Origin of the sequence: Rhodococcus sp. NPDC003318, from assembly GCF_042879035.1 — a bacterium.
Taxonomy (GTDB): domain Bacteria; phylum Actinomycetota; class Actinomycetes; order Mycobacteriales; family Mycobacteriaceae; genus Rhodococcus_G.
Genome location: NZ_JBIAOU010000001.1, coordinates 970,147 through 987,442 on the forward strand (window position 1 = coordinate 970,147; position 17,296 = coordinate 987,442).

General features: G+C 70.0%; 17 protein-coding genes. 5 read left to right on the plus strand and 12 right to left on the minus strand.

Annotated features, from left to right (window positions below):
• Nucleotides 1–53 precede the first annotated feature (53 nt).
• From ACFYVR_RS04325 to ACFYVR_RS04340, 4 genes are all read right to left on the minus strand, one after another.
• Nucleotides 54–911, minus strand: a complete 858-nt coding sequence (locus tag ACFYVR_RS04325; RefSeq protein ID WP_387469928.1) for a lysophospholipid acyltransferase family protein — start codon at nucleotides 909–911, stop codon at nucleotides 54–56.
• Nucleotides 911–1,702, minus strand: coding sequence for a GNAT family N-acetyltransferase (locus ACFYVR_RS04330; RefSeq protein ID WP_387469930.1), 792 nt, complete (start codon nucleotides 1,700–1,702; stop codon nucleotides 911–913). The genes ACFYVR_RS04325 and ACFYVR_RS04330 overlap by 1 nt, the downstream gene beginning before the upstream one ends.
• Nucleotides 1,703–1,845: 143 nt before the next feature.
• Complete coding sequence (locus ACFYVR_RS04335) at nucleotides 1,846–2,802, minus strand: electron transfer flavoprotein subunit alpha/FixB family protein (protein ID WP_387469932.1); 957 nt, start codon at nucleotides 2,800–2,802, stop codon at nucleotides 1,846–1,848.
• 45 nt (nucleotides 2,803–2,847) lie between these two features.
• Complete coding sequence (locus ACFYVR_RS04340; protein WP_387469934.1) at nucleotides 2,848–3,633, minus strand: electron transfer flavoprotein subunit beta/FixA family protein; 786 nt, start codon at nucleotides 3,631–3,633, stop codon at nucleotides 2,848–2,850.
• Nucleotides 3,634–3,868: 235 nt separating this feature from the next.
• Between ACFYVR_RS04340 and ACFYVR_RS04345 the strand changes: the two genes are divergently transcribed.
• The 3 genes from ACFYVR_RS04345 to ACFYVR_RS04355 are packed head-to-tail and all read left to right on the plus strand — an operon-like array spanning nucleotide 3,869 to nucleotide 7,496.
• Nucleotides 3,869–4,687, plus strand: coding sequence for a methyltransferase domain-containing protein (locus ACFYVR_RS04345; RefSeq protein WP_387469936.1), 819 nt, complete (start codon nucleotides 3,869–3,871; stop codon nucleotides 4,685–4,687).
• Nucleotides 4,684–6,255, plus strand: coding sequence for a 1,4-alpha-glucan branching protein domain-containing protein (locus tag ACFYVR_RS04350; RefSeq protein ID WP_387469938.1), 1,572 nt, complete (start codon nucleotides 4,684–4,686; stop codon nucleotides 6,253–6,255). The genes ACFYVR_RS04345 and ACFYVR_RS04350 overlap by 4 nt, the downstream gene beginning before the upstream one ends.
• A complete protein-coding gene (locus tag ACFYVR_RS04355) occupies nucleotides 6,252–7,496 on the plus strand; it encodes a glycosyltransferase family 4 protein (protein ID WP_387469940.1) in 1,245 nt (414 codons plus the stop codon). Before ACFYVR_RS04350 ends, ACFYVR_RS04355 begins: the two co-directional genes overlap by 4 nt.
• 66 nt (nucleotides 7,497–7,562) lie before the next feature.
• Here ACFYVR_RS04355 and ACFYVR_RS04360 read toward each other — a convergent pair whose 3' ends face one another.
• On the minus strand, nucleotides 7,563–8,303 hold the full coding sequence (locus ACFYVR_RS04360) for an acyltransferase (RefSeq protein ID WP_387469942.1): 741 nt from the start codon (nucleotides 8,301–8,303) through the stop codon (nucleotides 7,563–7,565).
• Between the two features lie 174 nt (nucleotides 8,304–8,477).
• Here ACFYVR_RS04360 and ACFYVR_RS04365 point away from each other — a divergent pair, with 174 nt between their 5' ends.
• Complete coding sequence (locus ACFYVR_RS04365; RefSeq protein WP_387469944.1) at nucleotides 8,478–9,779, plus strand: PQQ-binding-like beta-propeller repeat protein; 1,302 nt, start codon at nucleotides 8,478–8,480, stop codon at nucleotides 9,777–9,779.
• A gap of 56 nt (nucleotides 9,780–9,835) precedes the next feature.
• On the opposite strand, the gene ACFYVR_RS04370 is transcribed toward ACFYVR_RS04365, so the two are convergent.
• The 6 genes from ACFYVR_RS04370 to ACFYVR_RS04395 all read right to left on the minus strand — a co-directional run bounded on the left by ACFYVR_RS04370 (nucleotide 9,836) and on the right by ACFYVR_RS04395 (nucleotide 14,218).
• Nucleotides 9,836–10,828, minus strand: coding sequence for a sulfate/molybdate ABC transporter ATP-binding protein (locus ACFYVR_RS04370; protein WP_387469946.1), 993 nt, complete (start codon nucleotides 10,826–10,828; stop codon nucleotides 9,836–9,838).
• Complete coding sequence (cysW, locus tag ACFYVR_RS04375) at nucleotides 10,825–11,631, minus strand: sulfate ABC transporter permease subunit CysW (protein ID WP_387469948.1); 807 nt, start codon at nucleotides 11,629–11,631, stop codon at nucleotides 10,825–10,827. The genes ACFYVR_RS04370 and cysW overlap by 4 nt, the downstream gene beginning before the upstream one ends.
• Nucleotides 11,628–12,551, minus strand: a complete 924-nt coding sequence (cysT, locus tag ACFYVR_RS04380) for a sulfate ABC transporter permease subunit CysT (protein ID WP_387469950.1) — start codon at nucleotides 12,549–12,551, stop codon at nucleotides 11,628–11,630. Before cysT ends, cysW begins: the two co-directional genes overlap by 4 nt.
• Nucleotides 12,552–12,558: 7 nt before the next feature.
• Nucleotides 12,559–13,608, minus strand: coding sequence for a sulfate ABC transporter substrate-binding protein (locus ACFYVR_RS04385; protein ID WP_387469952.1), 1,050 nt, complete (start codon nucleotides 13,606–13,608; stop codon nucleotides 12,559–12,561).
• Between the two features lie 174 nt (nucleotides 13,609–13,782).
• Nucleotides 13,783–13,872: an Ms4533A family Cys-rich leader peptide gene (locus ACFYVR_RS04390; RefSeq protein ID WP_354003507.1), complete on the minus strand. Its 90-nt coding sequence runs from the start codon at nucleotides 13,870–13,872 to the stop codon at nucleotides 13,783–13,785.
• Nucleotides 13,873–14,005: 133 nt separating this feature from the next.
• Nucleotides 14,006–14,218, minus strand: coding sequence for a hypothetical protein (locus tag ACFYVR_RS04395; protein ID WP_387469955.1), 213 nt, complete (start codon nucleotides 14,216–14,218; stop codon nucleotides 14,006–14,008).
• Nucleotides 14,219–14,282: 64 nt separating this feature from the next.
• Here ACFYVR_RS04395 and ACFYVR_RS04400 point away from each other — a divergent pair, with 64 nt between their 5' ends.
• Nucleotides 14,283–16,277 carry a glycoside hydrolase family 15 protein gene (locus ACFYVR_RS04400; RefSeq protein WP_387469957.1) on the plus strand — a complete coding sequence of 665 codons (1,995 nt, stop codon included), beginning with the start codon at nucleotides 14,283–14,285 and terminating at the stop codon, nucleotides 16,275–16,277.
• 25 nt (nucleotides 16,278–16,302) lie between these two features.
• On the opposite strand, the gene ACFYVR_RS04405 is transcribed toward ACFYVR_RS04400, so the two are convergent.
• Complete coding sequence (locus ACFYVR_RS04405) at nucleotides 16,303–17,232, minus strand: NAD(P)H-dependent flavin oxidoreductase (protein ID WP_387469959.1); 930 nt, start codon at nucleotides 17,230–17,232, stop codon at nucleotides 16,303–16,305.
• Nucleotides 17,233–17,296: the final 64 nt, after the last annotated feature.

Below are 17,296 nucleotides of genomic sequence, written 5' to 3' on the forward strand. Positions count from 1 at the left end.
CCAGGATAGCCCGTGTCCGGATGCGCCCGGCGACGGCGACCGTGCAGGTGGTGCTAGGCGACCGGCTCCCGCCGCGTCCGCGCCGCACCCAGGAGGACGTCGGCCTCACGCGCCCGGGAACGGCCACCGTGCACCAGGCGCTCGCAGCGGGCGGCCAGCTCCCGCCGATCGGCACCCGGTTCCTGCAGCGGTCCCCGGCGGACCTCGGCGAGCACACCGCGCAGCCGGACGGTGCGGCGCAGGCTCGCGACGAGCGTCTGGTCGCCCACGAAACACACACCGGTCTCGGCCGTCCCGTCCGCACGCAGGTACCTCAACTCGACGGGTTCGACGACGGCACCCGAATCGACTGCGGCCTGGAACAACGCCGGCCGCAGCCGCCCGAACGCCCGGCCGCACCACGTGGTGCCCTCCGGGAACGCGACGACACGCGCGCCGGTCCGCAGCCGTTCGGCGGCCTCGTCCACCACACCGGGGAGCTCCCGCAGGCGGCCGCGGTCGATCGGGACGACCCGCGCCCGCCGTGCCAGTGACCCGAGCAGCGGCCAGTCCAGCAGGTCGGCCCGCGCGACGTAGTCGCCGGACTCGACGGCGTTCAGCACGAGAATGTCGAGCCAGGAGACGTGACCGGCGACGGCGAGCACCCCGCGACCGGGCTCCGAGGGCCCCCGCTCGTCCCGGACCTGCAGCCGCACACCGAGCGCCCGCAACGCGATCCGGGCGTGCCTACGGTGGACTCCGCGGCGCCACCGAGACGGGAGCAACGCGGCCGCGGGCAGCACCGCGGCGGCGACGACGGTCGTCACGACACTCGCGTAGCGGAACGCGACGAGCGCCGCCCCGGCCCGGCGCTCGGGGTCGGAGTGGCAGCCGTCACCGCACGGACTCGACGGCATCCAGGCGTGGGTCATCACGCACTCACCGTCACCGTGGCCGCGACCGCCCGCAGCCGCGTCAGGTACCGGGCGTCGGCCTCCTCCATGCCGAGCAGTGCCACGAAGTCGGCGACACCGAAGTCCGGGTCGTGCCCGGGCTCACCGCAGATCCGCGCCCCCAGCCGCAGATAGCCGCGCATCAGCGGCGGCAGAACGGCTTTCGCCGACGGATCGAGGGCGTCGAGACCGGGGACCGGGCGCAGCGGCCGGACCCGCCGGTCCACCGGACTCGCGTGGTCGGCGAGCAGCCGGTCGCGCACGGCGCGGACGTTCGCGCCCGGCACCTCGTCGGCACCCAGCCGCATCGGCACCGACACGCAGCCGACAGCCCAACGGTGGCCGGTCAATTCGAGGTAGTTCAGCATACCGGCCCACATCAGTGCGAGCACCGCACCGCTGCGGTGGTCGGGATGCACGCATGCCCGGCCCAGCTCGACCAGATCGGGACGCAGACCGTCGAGGGCCGTGATGTCGAATTCGGTTGCGGTGTAGAGACCTCCGGCCGCGCGGGCACCGTCGGGACCGAGAATCCGGTAGCAGCCGACCGTGTCGTCGGAGACCTCGTCGCGGACCAGGAGGTGGTCGCAGTGCTCGTCGAAGCGGTCGGCGTCGAGTCCGTCCGCACTGGCACCCGGGGTGAACCCCGGTTCGGCGGCGAACACGGTGTGCCGCAGGCGTTGTGCGGCTTCGCGGTGTTCACGGTCGGAGGAGAGCAGAAGCGAGTAGCGGGCCGAGGAGACCCGGTCGTGGACCCCGGTGGTGGTCATGCACGAAGCGTCGACCGCGCGGGCGACGGCACGGCGTCAGCGACGTGTCGTGCCGTCGGCGACCCGGTGAAGAAACGGGTGAGGGGAACCCCGTGCCCGGGCGGACCGGGCGGGGGTTCCCCTCATCGTGGAACGAGCGGGTGTCAGCCCTTGTGAGCCTTGACGGCCTCGGTGAGCTGCGGCGCGACGTTGAACAGGTCGCCGACGACGCCGTAGTCCGCGATCTCGAAGATCGGGGCCTCTTCGTCCTTGTTGACCGCGACGATGGTCTTCGAGGTCTGCATGCCGGCGCGGTGCTGGATGGCGCCGGAGATGCCGAGCGCGATGTACAGCTGCGGGGAGACCGTCTTACCGGTCTGACCCACCTGGAACTGGCCCGGGTAGTAGCCCGAGTCGACCGCGGCGCGCGAGGCACCGACCGCGGCACCGAGCGAGTCGGCGAGCTCCTCGACGACCGAGAACTTCTCGGCGGAGCCGACGCCGCGACCACCGGAGACGACGACCGACGCCTCGGTCAGCTCGGGGCGGTCGCCACCGACGATCGGCTGACGCGAGGTGATCTTGACCGCGTTCTCCTCCTGCGCCGGAACGTCGACGGCGACGCGCTCGGCGGCGGCGGCCTGCGGCTGCGCCTCGACGGCACCCGGGCGAACCGAGATGACCGGGACCTCGCCGTTGGCCTTGGCGTCGACGGTGAACGCGCCACCGAAGATGGAGTGCACGGCGCTGCCGTCGGACTTGATCTCGATGACGTCGACGAGCAGGCCGGAACCGATGCGCGCGGCCAGGCGACCGGACACCTCCTTGCCCTCCGTCGAGGCGGCGGTCAGGACCGCGGCCGGGGAGACGGACTCGACCAGCGAGGCGAGGACGTCGACCTTCGGGGTGACCAGGAAGCCGTCGATGTCGTCGGACTCGGCGGCGTAGACCTTGACGGCACCGGCCGCGGCCAGGGCGTCCTGCAGCTTGTCTGCGGTGCCCGCGGGGCCCGCGACGACGGCGGCGGGCTCACCCAGCGCACGGGCGGCGGTGATCAGCTCGGTGCTGACCTTCTTGAGCGCGCCCTCGGCGTGCTCGACGAGCACGAGTACTTCAGCCATTGCTTCTTTCTCCTACGTGTGTGTCTGCTGGTTGAGGGGCGCGAATCAGATGATCTTCTGACCGACCAGGTACGCGGCGATCTGGTTGCCGCCCTCACCCTCGTCGGCGACGCGCTCACCAGCGGTACGCGGGGGCTTCGGGGTGGACGCGGTGACCGTGGTGGCCGCGTTCTCGACACCGAAGATGGACGGGTCCAGGCCGATCTCGGCGAGGGTCAGGACCTGAACTTCCTTCTTCTTCGCGGCCATGATGCCCTTGAAGGAGGGGAAGCGGGGCTCGTTGATCTTCTCGGTGACCGAGACGATCGCGGGCAGCGGCGCCTCGAGCGCGAAGACACCCTCGTCGGTCTCCCGCTCACCGATGGCCTTGCCGTCGGCGACGGTCAGCTTGCGCAGGTGCGTCAGCTGCGGCAGGCCCAGGTACTCGGCGATGATCGCGGGCACGGCACCGGCGCGACCGTCGGTGGCCTCGTTACCGGCGATGACCAGCTCGACGCCCTCGATCTGGCCGAGTGCAGCGGCCAGGGCGTACGCGGTCTGGATCGCGTCCGAGCCGTGCAGCGCCGGGTCGTTGAGGTGGATCGCCTTGTCGGCACCCATGGACAGCGCCTTGCGGATGGCGTCGGTGGCGCGGTCGGGACCGGCGGACAGCACGGTCACCTCGCCGCCCTGGGCCTCCTTGATGAGCAGGGCTTCCTCGACGGCGCGCTCGTTGATCTCGTCGAGCACGGCGTCCGCGGCCTCACGGTCGAGCGTGAAGTCACCGTCGGTCAGCTTGCGCTCGGACCAGGTATCGGGAACCTGCTTGATCAAAACGACGATGTTCGTCATGGGTCTACGTCGACCTCCTGTGTCAGTCTTCTCAGCGAGCGGCTCCGCGGTGGCCGAGCTCTCGGGTGTTCATCTACTTCGCACGATGACCGTGCGTCAGATTACAACACGCTAAGCTACCGGCTAGTAACTTAGCGGCGAATCCCGTCCACCATAAGACCGAAAGGTCCCGGAATCGTCTGTGATGTGAACCACCACGCCCCGCACTGGAACACGTACCAGTAATCTGACTCCGGTGACCGACTCTTCTGTTCCGACCACCGGCACCGCCGGTGCGCCGACCACCGCCGCGACCGGCGACCACGCGACCCTGCCCTTGACCGGCGAGCGCACCGTCCCCGGCGTACCGGAGGAGAACTACTGGTTCCGCCGCCACGAAGTGGTGTACCAGCGCCTGCTCGGACGCTGCGCGGGACGGGTCGTGCTCGAGGCCGGATCAGGAGAAGGCTACGGCGCCAACATGATTGCCGATGTGGCCGAGGCAGTGATCGGGCTGGACTACGACACCTCCGCGGTCGAGCACGTGCGCTCGCGCTACCCGCGGATCGACATGCGCCAGGGTAACCTGGCCGCACTCCCCTTGTCCGACAGCACCATCGGCACGGTCGTCAACTTCCAGGTCATCGAACACCTCTGGGACCAGGCGCAATTCCTCGCCGAGTGCTTCCGGGTGCTGACTCCGGGCGGCGAACTGCTGATCAGCACGCCCAACCGGATCACCTTCTCGCCCGGCCGCGACACCCCGCTCAACCCCTTCCACACCCGTGAACTCGATGCCGCGGAACTGACCGACCTGCTCACCCAGGCCGGTTTCGAGGTGACCGTGATGACCGGCGTCCACCACGGCCCCCGACTGCGGGAACTCGACGCCACCCACGGCGGATCGTTCATCGACGCCCAGATCGACCGCGCACTGGCCGGGGAGCCGTGGCCCGCCGACCTGGTCCGCGACGTCGAGTCCATCACCGTGGACGACTTCGCCCTCACCGAGGCCGACATCGACGCGAGCCTCGACCTGGTCGCCGTCGCCCGCAAGCCGGAAGTGCGGGGATGACGACGCCCACTGCGCCGGACCGGCAACCGGGGATGTTCGCCCTGGTGCTGCACTCCCACCTGCCCTGGCTGGCCCATCACGGCCGCTGGCCGGTCGGCGAGGAATGGCTCTACCAGTCCTGGGCGGCGTCCTACCTGCCCGTGGCCCGGGTGCTGCGGACCCTGGCGGACGAAGGCCGAACCCACCTGCTGACCCTGGGTGTCACCCCGGTCCTCGCCGCGATGCTCGACGACCCGCACTGCCTCTCCGGCATGCACCACTGGCTCGGCAACTGGCAGCTGCGCGCCCACGAGGCCGCCCTGATGCCCGGCACCGCGCACCGCGATCTCGGCGCGCGCGAGCACCGGCTCGCGGCCCGCGCACTCGCCGAGTTCGAACAGGACTGGGCGCACGGCGCGTCCCCGGTGCTGCGCCGCCTGGTCGACGACGAGACCGTCGAACTGCTCGGTGGGCCACTGGCTCATCCGTTCCAGCCGCTGCTGCATCCGCGGCTGCGCAGGTTCGAGCTCACCGAGGGCCTTGCCGATGCCGCAATACGCTGGGGTACAAGGCCTTCCGGGATCTGGGCACCGGAGTGCGGCTACACCCCCGGGATGGAACGCGAGTATGCGGACGCCGGGATCACGCACTTCATGGTCGACGGCCCCGCACTGCGCGGCGACACCTCCACCGGCCGGCCCGTGCGCGAATCCGACGTCGTCGCGTTCGGTCGCGACCTGCAGGTGTCCTACCGGGTGTGGTCGCCGAAGTCCGGCTATCCCGGCCACGCGGCCTACCGCGACTTCCACACCTACGACCACGACACCGGACTCAAACCGTCGCGGGTGACGGGCAAGACCGTCGACTCGAAGGACAAGGCCCCCTACGACCCCGAACTGGCGGCCGCGGCCGTGGACCGGCACGTCGAGGACTTCGTGCGCACCGTCGTCGACCGGATCCGCAGCGAGCACGACAGGACCGGCCGCCGAGCCCTCGTCGTCGCGGCCTTCGACACCGAACTGTTCGGGCACTGGTGGTTCGAGGGACCACAGTGGCTCGAGAAGGTGCTTCGCGCACTGCCCGAAGCGGGCGTGCAGGTCGGCACCCTCGCCGAGGCCCGCGCGAACGGATACGTCGGCGAGCCGGTCCAACTCGCCGACTCGTCGTGGGGCAGCGGCAAGGACTGGCGGGTGTGGGCCGGCGATCCGGTCGCGGACCTCGTCCAGCTGAACACCGAGGTCGTGCAGACCGCCCTCGACACCGTCGACAAGGCTCGCGGCGCCGGCCGCGCACCCGGCCGCCCCGAACTGCGTGACCGTGTCAACGACCAGATCCTGCGGGAGACGATCATGACCGTGCAGAGCGACTGGGCGTTCATGGTCAGCAAGGACTCGGCCGCCGGTTACGCCCGCGACCGCGCCCACAAGCACGCCCACGCGACCCGGGAGATCGCCGAGGCGGCGACCACGGGACGTCCGGAGCGCGCCGCCACGCTGGCCGCCGGCTGGAACCTCGCCGACGGACTCTTCCCGGGTCTGGACGCGCGGCGCCTGCCCGAGGACGATGGCACGACAGGGGGTACGAGATGAAGATACTGATCGTGTCGTGGGAGTATCCGCCGGTGGTCGTGGGCGGCCTCGGCAGGCACGTCCACCATCTGGCGACCGAGCTGGTCAAGGCCGGGCACGAGGTCGTGGTTCTGTCGCGGCGGCCGACCGGCACCGACGCGTCCACCCATCCGACGATCACCCACATCGCCGAGGGCGTCCTCGTCGTCGCGGTCGCGGAGGATCCACCCCACCTGGTCTTCGGCGAGGACATGCTCGCCTGGACCCTGGCGATGGGCCACGCGATGGTCCGGGCCGGCGTCGGGCTGGCGCGACCGGGCATCGGCGAGGGCTGGCGACCCGATGTCGTGCACGCCCACGACTGGCTGGTCGCGCATCCCTCGATCGCGCTGGCCGAGTACTACGACGTGCCGCTGGTGTCGACGCTGCACGCCACCGAGGCGGGCAGGCACAGCGGCTGGCTGTCCGGCACGATCAACCGGCAGGTGCACTCGGTCGAGTGGTGGCTCGCCCACGAGTCCGACTCGATCATCACCTGCTCCGCCTCGATGGAGGAGGAGGTCAGCGAGCTCTACGGACCAGACCTGTCCCCGATCACGGTGATCCGCAACGGAATCGACGTCGCGACGTGGAACTACCGCGACCGCGCACCGCGATCCGGGCCACCCCGACTGCTGTTCGTCGGCCGACTCGAGTACGAGAAGGGCGTGCAGGACGCGATCGCCGCCCTCCCGCGGATCCGGCGCAGCCACCCCGGCACCACCCTCGCCGTCGCCGGGGAGGGCACGCAGTACGAGTGGCTCCGCGAACAGGCCCGCACCCACCGGGTGGCGCGGTCGGTGAACTTCCTCGGCGCCCTCGACCACACCGAACTCCTGGGCTGGCTGCACGGCGCGGACGCGATCGTGCTGCCGAGCCGCTACGAACCGTTCGGCATCATCGCCCTCGAGGCGGCCGCCGCGGGCACGCCGCTGGTCGTGTCCACGGCGGGCGGTCTCGGCGAGGCGGTGGTCGACGGGGTGACAGGCCTGTCGTTCCAGCCCGGCGACGTGGACGGGCTGACGTCGGCGGTCCGCGAGGTCCTCGACGACCCCACCGCCGCGCAGCGACGCGCCCGGGCGGCGCGCGACCGGCTGACCGAGGACTTCGACTGGCACCAGGTCGCGCTCGACACCACCCAGGTGTACCTCAGCGCGAAACGACGGGTCCGCCACCCACTGGCCCGCCCCGACATTCCGCAGCGCCCCCTGCCCGGGAGGTAGGCGCTCCGCGCCAGTGGTGCACTTTCGGACGTCGCGAGGTCCGAAAGTGCACCACTGCGCGAAGCGCTATCCCGCGGAGGCCTTCTTGCGTTCGATGTCCTCGAGCGCGGCGATGTACTTGGCGCGGTCCTCGGCGCCCGCCTCCCACGCCTCCTTGCGGTTCTTGACGACCTTCGCGGGAGCGCCGACCGCGATGCTGTAGTCCGGGATCTCGCCCTTGACCACCGCGTGCGCACCGAGGACGCAACCGCGTCCCGTGATGGTGTTGCGCAACACGGTCACCTTCGCCGCGATCCAGGTGTCGGGACCGATGCGCACCGGTCCCTTGACGATGCCCTGATCCTTGATCGGGGTGTTCACGTCATCCATGCGATGGTCGAAATCGCAGATGTAGCACCAGTCCGCGACGAGCGTGGACGCGCCGATCTCGATGTCGAGGTAGGTGTTGACGACGTTGTCCTTGCCGAACACGACCTTGTCGCCGATGCGCAGCGACCCCTCGTGGCAGCGAATGGCGTTGCCGTCGCCGAGGTGGACCCACCGGCCGATCTCGAGCCGGGACAGGCCGGGCGTGGAGTGGATCTCGACCCGCTTGCCGAGGAACACCATGCCGCGCAGGACCACGTGCGGGTTCGCGAGCTTGAACTTGGCCAGACGGTAGTAACGCACCAGGTACCACGGCGTGTAGGCCTTGTTCGCGATCACCCAGCGCAACGAGTCACGGGTCAGGAATTTCGCCTGATCCGGGTCGGTCCGCCGGGATCCACGCCACCTCGTGCGCAACGGTGCGCCCCACATGCTGGTCATGACCCGACAGCCTACGGTCACCCCTGGCGCTCGGTCACTGCCCGGCATCGACGCCGCATCGCCGCGACCTCCGCCGTCGGCCGCATCACGGTCCCGCTCCCCAGGGCGGGTGCATCCTCACACCGGTGCCGCCCGATAGGGTTCAGCGAGCGAAATCCACACGAGGAGTGATGAATGCGCCCTGTCCTTCGGTCGGCGACGGTAGCCCTGGCAACCGCGTCGGCGCTGGTCACCGCCGGATGCGGCAGCGACTCGCCCGTCCCCGGCATCTACGCGGACGGCGGCTGGCCGGCGATCCACTCCGATGCGCACAACAGCGGCACCGCCGCGGTGACCGGTTCCCGCTCGATCTCCACCGCGTGGTCACGACCCCTCGGCGCACCGGTCGCCACCGCCGCCTCGGTCGGGGCCACCGGACAGATCTTCGTCACCACCCGCTCCGACCAGGGCTGCAACCTCTGGTCGTTCCAGATGGACAGCGGACGCAAACGGTGGTGCACCCGCCTCGGCCCCGGCGTCGCCATGTCCACGCCCCTCGTGGACCGCGCGACCAACGTGTACATCGGCGAGGACGGCGCGATGAGCTCGTTCAACGAACACGGGCAGCTCCGTTGGCGCACGGTGGTCAGCGGGACACCGGTGTCGGCGCAGTTCACCGGCGACGGGAACGTGCTGTTCGTCACGCACTTCGGTGTCGTCTCGGTACTCGATCCGCAGACCGGCAAGGTCGTGGTGCCGTCGTACCAACTGATCCCGGCCCCGACCGTGGACCAGGCGCAGGACGTTCCCCTGCCCGCGGCGGCGCAGGGACTCGACCAGTGCTTCCTCGGTTCCCCGGACTGCCCCGTGGCGCACGCTCCCGCGATCGACCTGAAATCCGGGCGTTTCTACCTGACCGTGTGGCGGCACGGTGACGCGCGGGCCGAACTCGTCGCGATGCGGTACGCCGAGGGCGCACTCACCGAGGAGTGGTCGACCGACGCGCTGCCGGGCGGGGCCGCGTCCAGCCCGACCCTGTCGGCCGACGGATCGACCGTCTACGTGAACGACGGACAGAACTCGCTCTGGGCGCTCGACGCGGTGACCGGGCAACCGCGCTGGCATCACGACATCGGTTACGCCGCGGCCACCGGTCCGTCGATTTCCGGGGACGGTCTGATCATTCCGGCCGGCGGCGGCGAGGGGCACCTGCTCGCACTGCGGGACAACGGCGACCAGGCCGAGGTCGTCTGGGAGCGCACGGATCTGCTGAATCTGGGTGTCCCCGCACAGACCGCCGGGAACACCGCGTACACGGTGCTGCGCGACGGATCCGACGGGCTCGCCGTCCTCACCTTCGACACGGCCACCGGCGAGACCGTCGACGAGGACGGTCTGCCCGGCGCACGGGGCTTCACCGTCGGGACGTCGATCGGCCCGAACGGCGAAGTGCTCACACCCACGCTGATCGGAGAGCTGTTCGTCCTGAAGCCGTGACCTGTGCGCGCTGTCGGCAGCTGGGAGCACCAACAGCGCGCACAGGCGCGCAGCGCCTACGCCGGGATCTGCGGGACGAGCGTCGCGCGGGCGTAGACGGTCTCGCCCTCCTTCAGCTGGAGCGCTTCGCTGTCCCCGCGCGTCACCTGCGCCGAGAAGAGGTCGCCGGTGGCGGCGTTGCGCAGCTCGACGCGGACCTCGAATCCGAGATGCACCACCCGCTCGACCGTGGCGCGGGTGACACCGGCCGACTCCGCGGTGCCCGCCTGCTGCGCTACCGCCATGCTCGGATCGCGTCCGACGCGGATGTCGTGGGGCCGGACCAACTGGCCGTTCAGCTTGGCCACCGGCCCGAGGAACGACATCACGAAGTCGTTGGCCGGGCTGTCGTAGAGTTCACGCGGGGTGCCGACCTGCTCGATCCGGCCCTTGTTCAGCACCGCGATCCGGTCGGCGACGTCGAGCGCCTCCTCCTGGTCGTGGGTCACGAGCACGGTGGTGACGTGCACCTCGTCGTGCAGCCGCCGCAGCCAGGTCCGCAGGTCCTCGCGCACCTTCGCGTCGAGCGCGCCGAATGGCTCGTCGAGCAGCAGCACCTGCGGATCCACCGCGAGGGCCCGGGCCAGCGCCATGCGCTGACGCTGACCACCGGACAGCTGCGCCGGATAGCGGTGCTGGAAACCACCGAGACCGACGATCTCGAGCAGCTCGTTGACCCGCTTGTCGATCTCGGCCTTGGGCCGCTTGCGGATCGTGAGACCGAACGCGACGTTGTCACGCACCGTCATGTGCTTGAACGCCGCGTAGTGCTGGAAGACGAAGCCGATGTCCCGCTTCTGCGGCGGGACCCCGGTGACGTCCTTGCCGGCGATGGAGATCGTCCCCGAGTCGGGGTGCTCGAGCCCGGCGATCGACCGCAGCAGCGTCGACTTGCCCGACCCGGACGGCCCGAGCAACGCGGTCAGCGACCCGGACGGGATCTCGAGTGAGAGGTTGTCGAGGGCGGCGAAGTCGCCGTAGTTCTTCTGGGCGCTGATCACCGAAATCATGCGTTGCTCCTCTTGCGGTCCAACAGCGTCATCAGCAGCAGCGTCACCAGGGCGATGCCCATCAGCAACGTGGCCGCGCAGTACGCCCCGTAGGTGTTGTGATCGTCGATGTACCGCGAATGCACCAACAGGGTCAGGGTCTGGGAGACGCCCGGGAAGCCCGACGACACCATGATCACGGCACCGAACTCACCGAGCGACCGGGCGACGGTCAGCACGATGCCGTACGTCAGGCCCCACCGGATCGCGGGCAGGGTGATCCGCCAGAACGTCTGCCACTTCGACGCGCCGAGGGTCGCGGCGGCCTGCTCCTGCTCGTCGCCGATCTCGTGCAGTACCGGCTCGACCTCGCGCACCACGAAGGGCAACGTCACGAAGATGGTCGCCAGGACCATGCCGGGGAGGCCGAAGATGACCCGGAAGCCGAGCGAGTCGAGGCCACCGAACCACCCGTTGACGCCCCACAGCAGGATCAACGACACGCCCACGACGACGGGCGAGACGGCGAACGGCAGGTCCACCACCGCCTGCATCAGCCCGCGGCCGGGGAACCGGCCACGGACCAGGGCCAACGCCGTCACCACGCCGAAGATCACGTTGATCGGCACGACGATCGCGACGATGAGCAGCGACAGGTTCAGGGCCGAGATCGCCGCCGGCGTCGAGATCGCCTCGAAGAAGCTGACGATTCCCCGTTCGAAGGTGCGCCACAGGATCACGCCGATCGGCACCAGGAGCAGCAGCACCAGGTAACCCAGGGCGATCACCCGCAGTCCGATGCGGGTCGGGGTCGAGACGTTCACGCCGACTGCTCCTCTCGCCGCTGACTACGGCTCGCCAGGACGCGGAGTACCAGCAGCGTCACGAAGGCGATCGCCAGCAGCGCGACCGACACCGCGGCCGCGTTGACCGGGCGGTCGATCTCGATCTGCTGCTGGATGTACTGCGACGTCATCTGGGTCTCCCGCGGGATGTTGCCGCCGATCAGGACCACGGAACCGTACTCACCGATCGCCCGGGCGAACGCGAGACCGGCGCCACTGACGATCGCCGGAACCAGCGTCGGCAGCACGACCCTGCGGAAGATGGTCCAGTTGTTCGCACCGAGTGATGCCGCGGCCTGCTCGACCTCCCGATCGGTCTCGATCAGCACCGGCTGCACCGAACGCACCACGAACGGGAGCGTGACGAAGGCCAGTGCGACGATCAGGCCCGGCTGGGTGGCGTTGAGGTGGATGTCGACCGGGCTGTTCGGCCCGTACAGCGACAGCAGCACGATGCTGGCGACGATCGTCGGCAGCGCGAACGGCAGGTCGATCAGCGCGTTGACCACCCGCTTGCCGGGAAACTCGTCGCGCACCAGCACCCACGCGATCAGGGTGCCCATCACGACGTTGACCAGTGCCACGACCACGGAGACCCACACCGTGACCCACAGCGACGCGAGCGCGGCCGGACTGGTCACGGCGTTCCAGAAACCGGCGATGCCGTCCTCGAACGCGGTCACGGTGAGCGCGGCCAGCGGCAACAGCACGATCACGCTCAGCCACAGCATCGTGACTCCGATGCCGAGCGGGCCGACCGTGCCGGTGACGGTGAACCACCGCCGCCACCACGGCCTGCGCGAGGGCGACGGATCCGGGGACGCCGGAGTGTCCGGCACGGAGTCGGTCGGACCGGTGATCGAGGACACCGATCCTCCCGTCGTCGTCTTGATGGTCATGGTCAGGCTACTTGCTCGCGGAGTCGTAGATCACGGCGATCGAACCGGTGCCCTGCTTGAAGAGGGTCTCGTCGACCGTCTTCCAGCCACCGAGGTCGGCGATCGTCCACAGCTTGTCCGGGTTCGGGAAGTCCGACGCGAACTTCTCGGCGACCTCCGGGTCGACCGGGCGGAAGCCGGCCTCGGCCCACAGCGTCTGGCCCTCGGTGGTGTAGAGGTAGTCCTTGAACGCGTTCGCCTTGTCGAGGACCTTGCTGTTCTGGAGGACCGCGACGGGGTTCTCGATCTTGAAGGTGACCGGCGGGGTGACGTGCTCGACCGGGTCGCCGTTGCGCTCGGTGAAGATCGCCTCGTTCTCGTAGCTGATCAGGACGTCACCGGTGCCCTGCAGGAAGGTCTCGGTGGCCTCACGACCGGACTTCGGCTGCACCTTCACGTGATCGGTGACGAGTGCGTCGACGTAGTCGAGGCCGGCCTGCGGGTTCTTGCCGCCGTCGCTCTTGGCCGCGTACGGGGCGAGCAGGTTCCACTTCGCCGAACCCGAGCTGAACGGGTTGGGCGTGACGACCTCGACACCCGGCTGGAGGAGGTCGTCCCAGTCCTTGATGTTCTTCGGGTTGCCCTCGCGGACGACCAGGGTGACGACCGACCCGAACGGAATTCCGTTGTAGGCGTCCTTGTTCCAGTCCGGGCTGACGAGTCCGGCGTCGACCAGGCGCGTGATGTCGGGCTCGACCGAGAAGTTGACGACGTCGGCCTCGGCGCCGTCCTTGACCTTGCGGGACTGGTCGCCCGACGCGCCGTAGGACTGCTGGAACTCGACGTTGGCGCCCTCGTCCGTCGCCTGGAAGCCCGGGATGACCTTGTCGAAGCCGGGCTTCGGGACGGCGTACGCGTACAGGCTGATGGTGCCGCCGCTGCCGTCGCCGCTGCCACCGCCCTCGCCTCCGCCGACGGTGTCACTGGACCCGCCGCTGCACGCGGTCAAGGCGACAGCTCCCGCGGTGACGACGGCGGCCAGGAGGCCGAAACGGGAGATGCGGGCACGAACACTCATCGGAGATGCCTTTCACGGGTTCGCCACTGTCGGCGAGATACGGGTGGGGGTCGTCGAGACCGCCGTGACCGCCGCGGCCGGGGGCTGCGGTCGTCACGGGCACAGAATTGTCATGGGGATTCGCCCACTACGTGGGGCGCACCGGCCTGGCGCTGGGCGCCGCGGCGGAATCGATCAACAACAGTCGATATCGGCGACTGCGAGCATGCCGACAGCGATCAACGCCAGTTCATGGCGGACCTGATGCACGGCGGTGGCAGACACGCGGACGAATCTAGCAGAGCGGCCGTGGCGAATCTAACCGAGATCGGGGGAAATGGTCAGCGGGTCAGCAGCCAGCCGGCGAGGACGAGGATCAGCAACGCGACGAGCATCAGCGTGACGCGGGAGCGGGGCATCAGCGCTCACCCGTCACGGCATCGCCGACCGGCGTCTCGACGTGGTCGCGGCCGAGCAGCGCGAGCGCCCACGCGAGCACCACGTCGAAGACCCGCGCGAGTGCGTACGCGGCGGGCAGTGCGACCGCCGTCACCAGCAGCAACTGCGGAACGTAGGGCAGGCCGATGATCCACAACTCGAGGCCGTCCCACCACGTGGCGATCTGATTCACCCCCTCACCCTACGCGCGGCCCGCTGCACTGGACGACGGCGCCCACCGGCCTGATGATGTGCACATGACGGCCACCGAACACGACGTGAACGGACGCGGGACGAACGCGGACGAGGACCTCCCCGCGAACCTCCCGGCACTGGTCGAGCGCCAGTCCCACAGCACCTTCCCGCCGATCGACGACTACGCGTTCCTGTCGGACTGCGAGACGACGTGCCTGATCGCCCGCAACGGCTCGGTGGAGTGGATGTGCATCCCCCGGCCGGACTCGCCGAGCGTCTTCGGGGCCGTGCTCGACCGCAGCGCCGGCCACTTCCGGATCGGCCCGTACGGCCAGAACGTGCCCGCCGCACGCCGGTACCTGCCCGGCGGGCTGATCGTCGAGACGACGTGGCAGACCGAGACCGGCTGGCTGATCGTCCGGGACGCGCTGGTGATGGGTCCGTGGCACAACAACGACCAGCGGTCCCGCACGCACCGCCGCACCCCGACGGACTGGGACGCGGAGCATCTGCTGCTGCGCACCGTCAAGTGCGTCAGTGGAACCGTCGAACTGGAGATGAGCTGCGAGCCGGCGTTCGACTACCACCGGTCCACGGCGAAGTGGGAGTACACGGGAAAGGTGTACGAGGAGGCCACCGCCCGCTGTGGTGGCGACGAGCTCGGGGAGCACCCGACGCTGCGCCTGACGTCGAACCTCAAGCTCGGCATCGAGGGCCGGGAGGCGCGCGCCCGCACCCGGATGAAGGAGGGCGACAAGGTCTTCGTCGCCATGTCCTGGTCGGACCTGCCTGCGCCGCAAACCTTCGAGGAGGCCGCTCAGAAGATGTGGCAGACCGCGGAGTGTTGGCGGCAGTGGATCACCATCGGCCGCTTCCCCGACCACCCGTGGCGCGGCTACCTGCAGCGCAGCGCGCTGGCCCTCAAGGGGCTGACGTACGCGCCGACCGGTGCCCTGCTCGCCGCGTCCACCACCTCGCTCCCGGAGACGCCGGGCGGCGAACGCAACTGGGACTACCGCTACGCGTGGGTGCGCGACTCCACCTTCGCGCTGTGGGGTCTGTACACCCTCGGACTCGATCGCGAGGCCAACGACTTCTTCGCGTTCATCTCCGACGTCTCCCAGTCCGAGGACGGGGACGTGAACCCGCTGCAGGTGATGTACGGGATCGGCGGCGAGAAGGTCCTCGAGGAACTCGAACTCGACCACCTGTCGGGCTACGACGGCGCACGCCCGGTCCGGATCGGCAACGGCGCCTACAACCAGAAGCAGCACGACATCTGGGGCACCATGCTCGACTCGGTGTACCTGCACGTGCGGTCCCGCGACCAGGTGCCGGACGCCCTGTGGCCGCTGGTCAAACGGCAGGTCGAGGAGGCCATCGCCCACTGGCGCCAGCCCGACCGCGGCATCTGGGAGGTGCGCGGCGAACCGCAGCACTTCACGTCGTCGAAGGTGATGTGCTGGGTTGCGCTCGACCGCGGCTCCAAGCTCGCCGCCCTGCACGGCGAGAAGGGTTACTCGGCGCAGTGGGCGGCGATCGCCGACGAGATCAAGGCCGACGTCCTCGAACACGGCGTCGACGAGCGCGGCGTCTTCACGCAGCGGTACGGGCATCCGTCGCTCGACGCGTCGCTGCTGCTGGTGCCGCTGCTGCGGTTCCTGCCCGCCGACGACCACCGGGTCCGGGCGACGGTGCTGTCGATCGCCGACGAACTCACCGAGGACGGACTGGTGCTTCGGTACCGCGTCGAGACCACCGACGACGGCCTGTCCGGCGAGGAGGGCACCTTCACGATCTGCTCGTTCTGGCTGGTGTCGGCACTGGTCGAGATCGGCGAACTCGCGCGGGCGAAACACCTGTGCGAGCGACTGCTCGGGTTCGCCAGCCCCCTCAAGCTGTACGCCGAGGAGATCGACACCCGCACCGGCAGGCATCTCGGCAACTTCCCGCAGGCCTTCACCCACCTGGCGCTGATCAACGCGGTCGTGCACGTCATCCGCGCGGAGGAATCCGCGGACACCGGGGCCTTCCAGCCCGCGCACTCCCCCACCTGAGGTCGGTGCCCGCGGTCCGGGTGCTTCAGGACCAGCGGGAGAGCAGCCGCTCCGCGTCGGCGGCGATCTGCCGGACGATGTCGCCGGCGGGCCGGGCGCCGTGCACGAGTCCGACCGCCTCCCCCGCGTACACCACACCCCGGCGCGGGTCGGCGGGATCGTACGTCTCCTCGAGCCGGGAGTCGGCCACGTCGGCGCCGTGGAACTCGCGGGTGAAGTCGTTGACGATCGCCCGACCACCCCACCGCTGCGGCCACGGCTGGTGCCGCGCCCGGTCGAACACGGACGTGTAGACAGTGTCGGCGCTGCCCGCCGCGACCACCGCGTCGCGCGCGTAGTCGGGGCCGACGGTCTCGGGACTGGCCAGCAGCGCGGTGCCGATCACCGCGCCCTGGGCGCCGGCGGCGAGCACGGCCGCCAGACCGCGTCCGGTGCCGATGCCACCCGCCGCCAGGACGGGCAGGTCGGTGGCGTCGAGCAGTTCCTGCAACAGGGGCAGCGTGCCGATCCGCCCGGTGTGCCCACCGGCCTCGCCGCCCTGCGCCACGACGGCGTCCACGCCGGCGCGCTCGGCGATGCGCAGGTCGTCGAGTGTGTTCACCTGGGAGACAACGGGAATCCCGGCCGCATGGACCCGAGGCACGTACGGTGCCGGATCACCGAACGACAGCGACACCAGCGCGGGCTTCTCCGCGATCGCGGCGTCCAGCAGACTGTCGTCGGCGTCGAGGGACCACGTCATCAGGCCGATTCCGACCCGGCCGCCGCGGTCACGCGCCACCGCCGCCTCCGCCGAGATCCAGTCCGGCGTCGTGTACCGCGCCGCACCGAGCATGCCGAGGCCGCCCGCCTTCGACACCTCACCGGCGAGTTCGCCGCCGGCACGTCCGCCCATCGGGGCGCCGAGAATCGGCGCCCCGAGCCCGAACGTCGTCGTCAACCAGGTCTCGAGCACACCAGTTCCCTTCCGCGGCTGCGCCCCCGTGAGTCCTTTCGGCCCGCACCCGGACCAGAAGTAC

Coding starts and splice junctions, on each gene's coding strand:
- cysT (WP_387469950.1), bottom strand. CDS start 12,551: ATGACCATCAAGACGACGACGGGAGGATCGGTGTCCTCGATCACCGGT.
- ACFYVR_RS04370 (WP_387469946.1), bottom strand. CDS start 10,828: ATGATTTCGGTGATCAGCGCCCAGAAGAACTACGGCGACTTCGCCGCC.
- ACFYVR_RS04325 (WP_387469928.1), bottom strand. CDS start 911: ATGACCCACGCCTGGATGCCGTCGAGTCCGTGCGGTGACGGCTGCCAC.
- ACFYVR_RS04330 (WP_387469930.1), bottom strand. CDS start 1,702: ATGACCACCACCGGGGTCCACGACCGGGTCTCCTCGGCCCGCTACTCG.
- ACFYVR_RS04355 (WP_387469940.1), top strand. CDS start 6,252: ATGAAGATACTGATCGTGTCGTGGGAGTATCCGCCGGTGGTCGTGGGC.
- ACFYVR_RS04385 (WP_387469952.1), bottom strand. CDS start 13,608: ATGAGTGTTCGTGCCCGCATCTCCCGTTTCGGCCTCCTGGCCGCCGTC.
- ACFYVR_RS04365 (WP_387469944.1), top strand. CDS start 8,478: ATGCGCCCTGTCCTTCGGTCGGCGACGGTAGCCCTGGCAACCGCGTCG.
- ACFYVR_RS04340 (WP_387469934.1), bottom strand. CDS start 3,633: ATGACGAACATCGTCGTTTTGATCAAGCAGGTTCCCGATACCTGGTCC.
- ACFYVR_RS04350 (WP_387469938.1), top strand. CDS start 4,684: ATGACGACGCCCACTGCGCCGGACCGGCAACCGGGGATGTTCGCCCTG.
- ACFYVR_RS04360 (WP_387469942.1), bottom strand. CDS start 8,303: ATGACCAGCATGTGGGGCGCACCGTTGCGCACGAGGTGGCGTGGATCC.
- ACFYVR_RS04335 (WP_387469932.1), bottom strand. CDS start 2,802: ATGGCTGAAGTACTCGTGCTCGTCGAGCACGCCGAGGGCGCGCTCAAG.
- ACFYVR_RS04400 (WP_387469957.1), top strand. CDS start 14,283: ATGACGGCCACCGAACACGACGTGAACGGACGCGGGACGAACGCGGAC.